The 11,788-nt window shown below is 40.9% G+C and carries 8 protein-coding genes and 2 pseudogenes; 6 read left to right on the plus strand and 4 right to left on the minus strand.

Annotated elements, in window-relative coordinates:
* From BM213_RS12355 to BM213_RS12370, 4 genes and pseudogenes are all read left to right on the plus strand, one after another.
* Nucleotides 1-543 (plus strand): phosphopyruvate hydratase family protein (locus BM213_RS12355; RefSeq protein WP_482746374.1); only part of this gene is annotated, 543 nt, incomplete at its 5' end.
* Between the two features lie 402 nt (nucleotides 544-945).
* Complete coding sequence (locus BM213_RS14540; RefSeq protein ID WP_244149291.1) at nucleotides 946-4,443, plus strand: RHS repeat domain-containing protein; 3,498 nt, start codon at nucleotides 946-948, stop codon at nucleotides 4,441-4,443.
* A 10-nt stretch (nucleotides 4,444-4,453) separates the two neighbouring features.
* Nucleotides 4,454-5,074 (plus strand): hypothetical protein, encoded by a 621-nt coding sequence (locus BM213_RS12365; protein ID WP_081211444.1) that lies wholly within the window; start codon nucleotides 4,454-4,456, stop codon nucleotides 5,072-5,074.
* A gap of 377 nt (nucleotides 5,075-5,451) precedes the next feature.
* Nucleotides 5,452-6,642 (plus strand): annotated as a pseudogene (locus BM213_RS12370) (ISL3 family transposase).
* A 215-nt stretch (nucleotides 6,643-6,857) separates the two neighbouring features.
* Here BM213_RS12370 and BM213_RS12375 read toward each other — a convergent pair.
* The 4 genes from BM213_RS12375 to tnpC all read right to left on the minus strand — a co-directional run bounded on the left by BM213_RS12375 (nucleotide 6,858) and on the right by tnpC (nucleotide 10,744).
* Nucleotides 6,858-7,163, minus strand: a complete 306-nt coding sequence (locus tag BM213_RS12375; protein WP_019417960.1) for a contact-dependent growth inhibition system immunity protein — start codon at nucleotides 7,161-7,163, stop codon at nucleotides 6,858-6,860.
* A gap of 5 nt (nucleotides 7,164-7,168) precedes the next feature.
* Nucleotides 7,169-8,446 carry a peptidoglycan-binding protein gene (locus BM213_RS12380; RefSeq protein WP_091704606.1) on the minus strand — a complete coding sequence of 426 codons (1,278 nt, stop codon included), beginning with the start codon at nucleotides 8,444-8,446 and terminating at the stop codon, nucleotides 7,169-7,171.
* 123 nt (nucleotides 8,447-8,569) lie between these two features.
* Complete coding sequence (locus tag BM213_RS12385; protein WP_091704610.1) at nucleotides 8,570-9,211, minus strand: hypothetical protein; 642 nt, start codon at nucleotides 9,209-9,211, stop codon at nucleotides 8,570-8,572.
* A gap of 84 nt (nucleotides 9,212-9,295) precedes the next feature.
* Nucleotides 9,296-10,744 carry an IS66 family transposase gene (gene tnpC / locus BM213_RS12390; protein ID WP_091704612.1) on the minus strand — a complete coding sequence of 483 codons (1,449 nt, stop codon included), beginning with the start codon at nucleotides 10,742-10,744 and terminating at the stop codon, nucleotides 9,296-9,298.
* 105 nt (nucleotides 10,745-10,849) lie between these two features.
* Here tnpC and BM213_RS12395 point away from each other — a divergent pair.
* Together BM213_RS12395 and BM213_RS12400 are read left to right on the plus strand one after the other, a co-directional pair.
* Nucleotides 10,850-11,101 (plus strand): annotated as a pseudogene (locus tag BM213_RS12395) (hypothetical protein); the annotation flags it as partial.
* An 11-nt stretch (nucleotides 11,102-11,112) separates the two neighbouring features.
* Nucleotides 11,113-11,571 (plus strand): DUF4304 domain-containing protein, encoded by a 459-nt coding sequence (locus BM213_RS12400; protein WP_167357411.1) that lies wholly within the window; start codon nucleotides 11,113-11,115, stop codon nucleotides 11,569-11,571.
* Nucleotides 11,572-11,788: the final 217 nt, after the last annotated feature.

Consider the following 11,788-nt stretch of genomic DNA (forward strand, 5'->3'; position numbering starts at 1 on the left):
AAAGAGACAGGCAAATACCATTTAGAAGGCGAAGGCGTTGTGAAAACGTCAGAAGAAATGGTTGCTTGGTATGAAGAACTTGTCAACAAATATCCGATCATTTCGATCGAAGACGGCTTAGATGAGAACGACCGGGCTGGTCATAAGTTATTAACAGAACGCCTTGGCAAAAAAGTACAACTCGTCGGTGACGACTTATTCGTAACAAATACGAAAAAATTAGCACAAGGTATTGAGCAAGGTGTCGGCAACTCGATCTTAATTAAAGTAAACCAAATCGGTACATTAACAGAAACATTTGAAGCGATTGAAATGGCGAAACGCGCAGGTTACACAGCGGTTATTTCTCACCGTTCTGGTGAAACAGAAGATAGCACAATCGCCGACATCGCAGTAGCAACAAACGCTGGTCAAATTAAAACAGGTGCACCTTCACGTACAGACCGCGTTGCAAAATACAACCAATTGCTTCGCATTGAAGATCAATTAGGCGAAACAGCGGTATACGATGGAATAAAAACGTTCTACAACTTGAAGAAGTAAGAAATAAGGATGCCTTCGCATGAGGGCATCCTTTATTTCTAGTTTTTTCTCTTCTTTTGGATATATTGTATTACAATTACGATAAATATGAATCGGACGGTGACATATGGCTACACGAATGATTTGTTAACGACGGTGACTCAGGCGGGCGGAGAAGTGACAAGATATGAATACAATGAGATTGATCGTCTAGTCAAAGTATTCGAGCCGACACATACGGAGGATCAGCCAGTTGTCAATCAGTTCGTGTACGACGGCGACAGGCTTAGTCAAGTACGTGATTCCGAAGGCCATGTATACACATTGACCTATGATCCAACGGAACGGCGATTGCTCATACAAAAGCCGAATGGCCGCAAAACTCAATATACTTTCAACGAGGCTGGTAACCCGATTGAGGTTGTGGATGACGTAGGCGGCTTAAATATTACAACGAAATATGTGTATGAAGGCAACAATTTAAAGGAATCATACGATCCGAATGATGTTGGGGCCACTACACCGACGGAATCATATACGTACGATGCGAATGGAAATGTGTTAACAGCGAAGGATAGCTATGGGACCGAAATCTACCAGTATAATCCAAATAACGATGTCATCTCCATGACAGATACAGAAGGCGACAAGACAACGGTTGCGTATGATGGCTTAAATCCAGTATCCGAAACCGATCAATCGGGAAAAACGTCTTCTGTAGCGAAGTACGATTCCTATGGAAATGTGATTGAAGAAAGTGACGCATTGGGCAGTGCGACCAATTTACTCTCTAATCACGGCTTTGAACAGGGAACGACCGCTTGGACTGTGCTTCGTTCGTATGATTCCGGGCAGTTACAGGAAGATACGAATGTTTATAATGGGTTGACGGGACGAAAAACGTTAAAAATCACAGTGAATTCGACGTCGTCTAGTGCAGAAGCCGGTTATGTGGCCGCTACGCAAGAAATTGCGGTAAAACCGAATGCGACATACACATTAAGTGGAAAAATCAAAACAAATTTAACGAAAGCCAGTGCGTTCTTTAATGTTGAATTTTTAGATAGCCAAAATCGTCGAATTTCTTGGACGGACAATCGTTATAGTCAATTGGTAGGCACAAGACCTTGGACAGAGCGGCAAGTGACGTTTACCACTCCTTCGAACGTGGCGAAAGTACGCGTCTATTTAGAGGTCGATCATAAGTCTCCAGATGCTTCCGGAGAAGCCTGGTTTGATAATGTTCAATTGGAAGAAGCGCAGGTTTCTTCCAGCTACAACCCAGTTGTAAATAGTAGTTTTGAAGGAACCACCACGAATTGGAGTGGAACAGGAGGAAGCGTAGATAATACGGAGTCGTTCGACGGGGCTTACTCTCTCAAAATATCGAGAACTAGCACCACACAATCAGCTAGTGAATATAAGCAGACGGTGATCGTAGGGCAAACTTCAAGTGATACGCCGCTTCGTCTGACACTCACAGGTCTTTCCAAAGCGCAGGATGTCAAAGCCAATGGTACAGTGAGTGCAAGCGATTATTCCATTACCACGAAAGTCTATTTTGCAGACGGAACGACCCAAACGTATACCGCTGATTTTCCGATCGGCACGCAAGATTGGAATCGTGCGGCTATTTCGATCCATCCGTCGAAGCCGATTGACAAGGTGGACGTATCCGCTATGTTCCGCGGAAACTACACAGGAACGGTCTGGTTTGACGCCATTCGCTTGATGGAAGGCAACGTCGTAACGAAAAACAAGTATGACGCAAGCGGAAATTATGTCACGGAAAAAGTGGATGAAGAAGGCTATGTGGCGAAAAAGAATTATGATGCCGTAGGAAACCTGTTAAGCGAGTACGATAAGAAAGGAAACAAGAAAGAGTACACGTATGATTTATCGGATCGCTTAAAACAGCTGTTGTTAGCGAACGGTACTTCCGTCAACTATGATTATGACTTGAATGGCAATATGACTTCAAAAGTCATTCGAACCAGCGACGGCCAGTCTCAAACATTTGCCTATTCTTATGATGCGACCGGTAAACTCATTAAAATCGTCGGTCCGTTGAATGATGTGACAACGAATGAATATGATGCCAACGGAAATAAAATCAAAACGGTTTTGCCGAAAGGAAATACGATTCAATGGACGTATGACGGGGCCGAAAGAGTCAAAACTGTTTCCTACAACAACGTCCCGTATTACGAATTTAGTTATGATAAAAACGGAAACGAACTTTCTGTTCAATATCTAAAAGACGGCACCACCAAAACGAGAACATTTGATAAAGCGAATCGGCTGGTGGAACTGTCGGACCGTGGCGGGCTGCAAAAATGGCTGTACCCAACCACATCGGATAAATTGCAGCAGTTCATGTTCTCTCATGGGTCCTTTAGTCAAACGATCAATTACCAATACAATGCCTTGGATCAAAATACAGTCGTCCAAGATGGAACGTATACGTATCGCTTTGATTATGACGAAAGAGGAAACGTTCGCACCTTCACGACAGGAAACGGAGCCGGTTCGACCTTTACGTATGATGACCGCGGCCTCGTGGAAAGCGTTTCGGTCGGTACGGCGGACGGAAAAGAAATTTTATCGGAAACGTACCGTTACGATGAAAACGGCAACCGGACGAAAGTGGAATCCCCAACGGGGGAAACGACCGTCTACCGTTACGATGCCCTAGACCAATTAGTGGAAGAGCAGCTTCCAGATGGTACAAAAGTCGAATATGCCTATGACGGATTCGGAAACCGGAAGCAAATCGTGAAAACGAAAGATGGGCAGTCGGCGACGACAACGGCTGATTATAATGCGGCGAATCAGTTGGTTCGTTTCGGCGATGAAACGATCACGTACGATGCGAACGGCAACCGGGTCGAAGACGGCCAGTATCGGTATGAATGGAACGAAGCCGATCAGCTTGTCGCTATCACTCGAAAAGGCGAAAGCACGCCGTTTGTGACGTACCAATATGATGAAGACGGTCGCCGTATTCAAAAGAATGTGAATGGTGTTATTACGAACTACCATTACCAAGGTGACAGCCTAAACGTTCTGTATGAAACCGATGCAAGCGGAAATGTGGTAAGATCGTATATATACGGAGAAAACGGACAACTCCTTGCCATGAAGAAAGGCACAGCAACGTATTTTTACCACTATAACGCGCATGGCGATGTCATCGCCCTGACGGATGAACAAGGAAACATCGTTGCCCGTTATCAATATGATGCATGGGGGAATATTCTCTCTCAATCCGGCGCATTGGCGGAGGAAAACCCATACCGATATGCGGGATACCAATATGACAAAGAAACGGGTCTTTATTACCTGATTGCCCGGTACTACCGCCCAGAACAAGGTGTGTTCCTATCCTTGGATCCAGACCCGGGGGATGCGGACGATATCTTGACGCAGAATGGATACACGTACGCAAATAACAATCCGGTGATGTTGGTGGATCCGGATGGGCATTGGGTATGGCTGGCTATCAACGCGGGATTTGCGGCGTATGATGCGTATAAGGCGTACAAGTCGGGAAAAGGATGGAAAGGCGTCGCGGCTGCGGCAGCTATTGGTTTTGTTGGTGGAGGAAAATTTAAACTTGTTAGAAATACAGGTAGATTTATTATAAAGGGTACAGGCAAAGCTTCTAAATATGTAGATGTGACTAAATCTGGTAGTCGTTATGCTAACAGAGCGACTGATGTATCTAAAGCGCAGTTCGAAAAAAATCTACTTAGAGATGGATGGAAAAAATCAATATCTAAAGACGGAAAAACAATAATACTGACAAAAGATGGCGCAAAATATGTTCTTCGCGACGGTGCTAAATCCACAGGTGGTTCAACCGCTGACTTTTATCCAAAAGGGAGCAAAAGAATGACTTTAAAAATTAGGTTAAAATAGGGGGAGTCCAATGAATTTAGAAACTTTATTTGTTAGGGAAAAAAAAGAGTTTAATAAATTAATAGGAATAGCTAGTGATACGTTTTATATAGAAAATAGATTGCCTGAACAGGTATTCCGGGAACAATTCAATTATTTTTTGTTTGAAGAGTTTGACTGGGCAATGGACAAAGATTTTTGGAGCACAATCCAGCAATTATCTATAGAAACAAAAGATGATTATGTCCTTACCGCAGTGTTAGACCCTAATCCAGTAGAATATTTTTATAAAGAGTTTAATTATTATAATTGGATGAAACTCCCTGTCAATTTATCACCTGATGAATATTTAGATGTTCTTGAATTAGGACCTGAGGAAAGTCCAGCGGATGCAGTGCTGTACAATTCTTATACTGTTATTTGGCTACCTCCTTCAATGAAATGGGCAATATGGGGAGAAAGAAGTTATGGGGTTTGTGTTTTAGGGCTTCAAGATGTAAACAATAGTGCGGATTTATTGCCGATTTTAAAAAATTGGCGCTCTATTGATGAAACAGTTTTATCGTGGGTGGGGCTCAATTTTGTAAATCAACAACTTCCACAAGAAATTGCCGATACTTTCTTCTTAAATTATTCTAACGGTGTTAAGTAAATGTAGATGTCTATTCCGAACACAAAAATAAAACAAAGAGAACCTTGATTGGCTATAAGCCTTTCAAGGTTTCTTTTTTAGAAGGGGTGTAGTGGCGAATAAACGACAAGAGCAACAATCTATACACATAACCCACGAAACTCCTGCAAGATATTTTTTTCGTTACATTGTACGCCAAAATCAGTTTGAAAAAGATGTCCTGTTTTATGATTTTCGTTAACTATAAACAACTGAAAAATCATCAGTTACTACCGTTTTTATCTCCTAAAACTTGGTTCATCACCAAATTTTGTGATTTAGTGACAAAAAAGAGAAAGCACTAACGAGATCCTGGCAATAATGTTAGTGGTGAAATAAACATTAAGGAGGTCTCGTAAGTGCTTTCTATATCACTAGGATTGCCAGAATTTAAAGTGATTAAACAAGAACTTCTTTCCTATGGTTATGCGATTCATGTAGAGAAAACAGAGACCCAGGAGCGCTGCCCTCATTGTGGATTTGCCACTTCCTCTGTCCACGACAAACGGACAAGAAAAGTACGGGATTTGGCGATTTTCCATCAGCCGGTGTACTTGTTCGTCAAGGTAAAGCGCTATCGGTGCCGGAATTGTTCCCAAGTGTTTTCTGCCTCTTTGGAATCGATTTCACCCAATCAACACTACACCAATCGATTTTGTGAGTACTTGTATGAACTTTGCGAAGGCTCCACCATTTAAGAGGTTAGTCGAAAGCACCGCATCCCCTATACGACATTGGAACGCATCTACTACTCCATCGCATCAAAAAAAGTAAAAGAGCGCCAAGCAGCAAAGGGGGCATCTTTTCAAGAAGGAATGGTGCTTAGCTTAGATGAAATCGCGGTAAAAAAGGGACATCAGTATGAAACCGTATTGATGGATGCTAAAGCTGGATCGGTCATGGGAATGCATGCCGATCGCCAATGTGACTCCGCCATCCACTTGTTGAGCCAAAATGTCCTGTCGAAAGAAATGGTCCAAACGGTGATTCTTGACATGTGGGAACCTTATCATAAGGCGGTTCGCGCCCTGTTTCCATCTGCTTCGATTGTCATCGATAAGTACCATGTGGTTCAAAAAGTGACACAAGCCTTGGATCAAGCAAGAAAGGAATGTTCTCCATTGAAAAAGGCTCGATATCTTCTCTTAAAAGGCTGTGAAAAGCTTCGTAAGGACCAACGGCGTCGATTAGACGATATCTTGGAGGAGTATCTGGTACTTTCCATTGCCTATTATCTGAAAGAGTTGTTTAGAGATTTTTACCGAACCGATGGATATAACGAAGCAAAGGAACGCTTGGAAGAATGGATTAAGTTAGCCAAACAGAGCCCTTTTGCTTCTTTTCAGGAAGTAGCCAACACGCTTGAAAGGTGGAAGGAGCCGATTCTTTCCTACTTTTTGTGCCCATATACGAATGCCCGAATCGAGGGGACGAACCACAAGATCAAAAACATCAAACGCCGGGCATATGGCTATCGAAATCGAGAACGGTTTCGTTTGCGTGTATTTCTGGAGTGTACAGGGAACACTACAGGCAGTCAGGCTGCTTAAGCGCTCCCTTCTTCCGCTATCGGTATGATAGTTGGTAGAATGGAACCCGTCAAGGAAAGCACTTGACTGTTTCCATTCTACCAACTTCGTGGTCTGTATGCGGAAGAAGGATCTTGACTGATGAACCTATTTCATCCAGCTAACATGTTTCTGGGATTGAGTGAAAATCACAGAAAATGGTGAAGACCCTTTTAATTAAATTGGGTAAGAATATTTTAGTTTTTATTATCCAGAACATTTAAAACACGATTAATAAACGCTTGACCATCTTCAAACTCAATATATCGTAAACTATTATCATGCAATAAAATCTCTACTTTTTTAAATGTTTCTCTATCCCCATTGTCTATTAGTTTTTGTAATTCAGCTAATTCAGCTCTTAATGCGTTAACCAAACTCTCTGGTTCTTCGTCTCTAAATTCTCTAATCATGTCGTCAAATTCATGATCATCGATTGATTGATTATAATATCCGTCTACAAAGTATTTAAGCGTCTTAAATTTTCTCTCAATTTCCATCATATTCATCACCACTTCGGATAAGATGTAACAATATAAAAACCATATGGAGAATTAGGATCTCTTTTTAATAATGTGAAAGTATTTCTTAGGTCATAATCAATTTTATTTGCACCCTTTTTAACTCCTCTTCCCACCGGATGTTTATATTTATAATTTAGACTTAATGTTGTACTTTCGGAGTTTAACAGCCAACCAGCAATTTTATCAGCATTCGCTTTTATTGTTAGTTCAATCACATTATTGGCAGTAGTTTTATTAGTATAAGTACTTACGTCTTTTCTTTCTGATTTCATACGATCAATTAATTCATTATCTTTTAAAGAAACATGTTTTAGAATTGTATGACCTTTATCTTCAGAATAATTTAATAATGTTCCTGCGTCAATATTGTTTATTTTATCTGAAATGAATTTGACTGCAGCATCATCAATTTTATCTGTTCCTTTTTTTACCGTCGATTTGATTACATCGACTGCTTTCCCAATATTTTTTAAGTCTTTTAAGTCTCCAATAACAGGTATGAATGCAAATAATGCTAATCCAACTTCTTTAGCAGTAGCATTAGGATTAAATAAAGTATTGACAAGATTATATGCGTCTTTAAATTGACCAACAACAGGAACAAAATCGGTGACCACATCCATTAGTGACTTAGCTAATTCCTGTTTCTTCTTTTCCTCTGCCTCTTTTTGAAGTCTTTGTGCTTCTTTAGATATATCAACTGTTACGCCCTTATTAGCTTTTGATGAGATATAAGACTTTAGACTTCTATAAGTTTGCGCCCCGGCTACACCATCAACAGATATACCAACTGATTTTTGAAAACTTCTTACAGCTCCCTCTGTCTCGGAACCATATACACCATCCACTTTAACATTATATCCTGCCGAATTTAACATTCTTTGTAATTCCTTTACAGCCTCTCCTTTGCTTCCTTCTCTAAGCGTCTGACCTGTCCAATGATCATCGCTACCTGATGAGTTTGATCGGGACACTGTTGTTTGTGTTCTCACATACTCTTGTAGAGCTTGGTACGTTTGTTTCCCCGCAATTCCATCGGTCGTGATTCCAACCTTCTTCTGAAATTCCTTCACAGCCTTCTCTGTATTTGCTCCATAAACTCCATCAATTCCCCCAGGGTTAAATCCGGCTTTGTAAAGCCAAGATTGCAGCGTTTTCACATAATCATTTCGATCACCTCTTTTTAGCGTTTGCCCACTCCATAAATTATTTGCAAAGTTAGATGGATAAGTGACTCTACCAACACTATCCACAACGTACATTTTTGATCCCCCTAGTTATTTTTTGTTTATTATCATATCAGACAACCATCATGAAAAATGTCGAAACATGTCGCAAAAACAAAAAAACCCCCTGCCAAAAGGCAGGGTTCCCATGGAGTAAGCCTATTCTTTAAGTAGAGCAGGATGAGTATAGTATTGTGTAGCTACTAATTCAAAGTTATTGTAATCAAAGTTTTTCCAATTTATCTTGTCTGCTGTCTCATGATCGAGACCAACCTTTAAAATCGTGTCAACTGACTCTTTTCCATATGCGTCAACCATTGAAAATTGCCACAGCAACACGACTTCGCTGATTTCTTTTCGTTTAAACAACGTTTCAAACAAATCTTTAGAATTCATTAGAATTTTTTTTCGAATACTATCATTAGAAAATCCATCGTCAGCATACAGTTTTGCAATTACAATTTTATCATTTGTGTCATCTGTTCCCATGTTGTCGTTTACCTGTAACTCAATAATACGCTTCTCACCCATATTCGTTTTCTTTCCTACTTCATCATAAATGATCGCTTTAACAATTTGATCGACCGTCTTCTCTTTTTGCTCAGCGTCTGTTTTCTTCGGCGTTTCCTCTTTCTTCACTTCATTAGCCTTGGATTCTTTCTGCTGTGTATTAGCTGCCTTATCCTCTTTCTTTTTAACATCCTCAGCCGACTCCTTTTTTTGCTTATCCTCTTCTACCTTCTCCACTTTTTCTTTTCGAGGTTCAGCTGTAGTTGTTTTTGCTGGCGGTTCCGTCGTCATCCCAAATACGAGTAACTATTCACCCCAGTGCTAGTGTATAAAAAAGCGCAACACAAATAGGGCATCCCTGTGATAGAAAGTGCCCTAAGTGGTAGAAAGAATACGATCGAGCGTTTCGCCCGTCAACAGAAGACATAACGAGTCCCACACGTTTTTTTCGTGTTTCGTCAGTGTGGAAACGATGCTTCTTGCGATGCAAAACGACTGCGCGAATGTTTCTTTGCGAAACGTACCCGAGATGTTCCCTTTCACTTTGACCATGCGAAGATCGCGTTCGGCTTGGTTGTTGTCAAAGGGAACATGTACTTCACGTAAGAAACGCAACGCTTCTTCCTTTCGTTTTTGAAGGCGTCGAACAAAAGCGAGTGCTTTTTTCGGAAGAGGCGTCGCCGTTTCCAATCGGTGTTGTGCTCTTTCTAGGATGCGATCATACACTCGTTCCCATCGTTTCGCTTCTTCTTCGGAAAGCGCACCGTGATGAGCTTCGACAGCCTGTTTGGCGGCTAACAGAAACGTCGTCATGCGCGATGCCCATGTATGCCCTTGTTCGATGAAGCCTTTTAACTCACGCAAATGATGGGCGTGACAAAGGGCATGGGTGGCTTGCGTGTATTTTGGATACGTACCGAATCCATCGTGCATCATCGTCCCTTCATATCGGGGAAGAATCCCAATATCATCAGTCGCTTTCTTTGCACGAGAAACGTGAGGAGCCAAGTACGTATATTTCGATGTACAGGCGACATGCACCCATGCGAGTTTCCCATTGATGCGCAAACTCGTTTCATCGACATGCAGGATGTTGGATTCAAGTAAGGCATCTTCGATGATGTCCATATTTGATTCCAGCGCTTCGCGTCCTCGTTTCACCATATTGGCAAGGGTTCCTGTACTGATTGGGTGTTGATATAATGCTTCGATTGTATCACTCAAACGTTTGTAAGGGATCAATTGGATATGATGCAAATATACAGCGAGCGCCGTGAGCCGTGGACCGTATTGCACATGATTCGTGACATGGGATGGGAATTCGGCTTGTTGAACACATCGACAATGTGGACACGATTTCACTTCACGTTCATGTTGTGTCACCTCGATCGCCACAGGAGGGACATCAAACACTTGACGGATATCGACTTTGAACGGTTTGACTTCACGCAAAGAAGCCCCACATCCTTGACACGTATGCACACGGTGGACGACACGATGATGTGGATGTTCCACTTGACGGAGCGTCGTTCCTTGATGTCCTTCTTGTCCGCCTGGCTTGTTGCCAGATGGCTGACGAGAAGAACGCGTGTTGGCAAAACGGTCAGAAGATGGGGGCAAATGGCTATTAGAGCTGTTTTTTTTCGTGCGTGCTTCCAGCTCTTGAACACGATACTTCAGTTGTTCATTTTCTTTGCGTAGCTGTTTGTTTTCGTGACGCAAATGTTCATTTTCTTGAACAAGTTGATGAATGAGCTGTTTTTGTTGTTGAACTTTGCCGATTAAGCTCTCAACTGTAAATACAGCTTGTTGTACCGTCAACATGCGATTCACCTCCTTGTCTATCAGTATTCACATCATAGACAAGGAAAGAAGAAAATATTCAGCTCACTTTATGATGTGGCTGAATAGTTACCAAAATCTAATTTCAAACTTGGTCGACAGATGCATAAAAAATATATGGCACATTTGCATGATGAATTAAAGGGAAGAATTAAAGAATATAAAGGGATAAAAGGTATTCGTCCAGATTTTGTGGACTTCAATACAGGAACAATCTATGAATTAAAGCCTTATAATCCTAGAGCAATCGCTCAAGGAAAGCGACAGTTAAAAAAATATAAGCGAATATTTGAACAAGAACGTGGAGGAAAATGGAAAACAGTTTTGCATGTTTATTAAGGGGTGATAGAATGGATAAATCTGAATTTATAAAATATTTAGATGATTTGTTTAAATCTCATTCTTTTAAAAAGAGGGGAAATCAGTGGAGCTTTAGTAATGATGAGATTATAAAAATAATTAGATTATCAAAATCAAGATACGGTAATTTTTACTATATTTATTACGGATTTATTATAAAAAACCTTGAGCTTGGTCGTTCTATGATGCATGTTTCCCGTGGGCTAGGTTCCTTGGATGATAAAGAAAATGCAAGAATCATGGAGTTATTAGATTTTGATCTTTCTATACCTGACGAAGATAGAAAGAATGAACTAAAAAAGTTTATTGAAAGAGAGATATTTGGAATGTTCAACAAGATTCATACGGAAGAAGATCTGTTAATGGAATTAAAGAAACGTGATCATTTAAATGACATTCCATTATGCGTGAAAAAATATTTTAAGTTAGAAGATGTCGATGAATGTTAAGAGTGTTTTATTTCGAGTTAGAACGAAGTAACAGATGTATTTTACTGTAGATGAGCATTTTTATTAACAATGATTACCATACGAAAAAGAGACAAACGGGGTACCCCTTATGCCACGTGGAGCTGTTTTTTCACGGCATCAATGGGAATATTTTGTTTTGCTGCACGATAAATGAACTCCACGAGGCTATGTCCTTTTCTCTTGCGCAGGAGATCGA

The organism is Anoxybacillus pushchinoensis (assembly GCF_900111795.1).
Lineage (GTDB): Bacteria > Bacillota > Bacilli > Bacillales > Anoxybacillaceae > Anoxybacillus > Anoxybacillus pushchinoensis.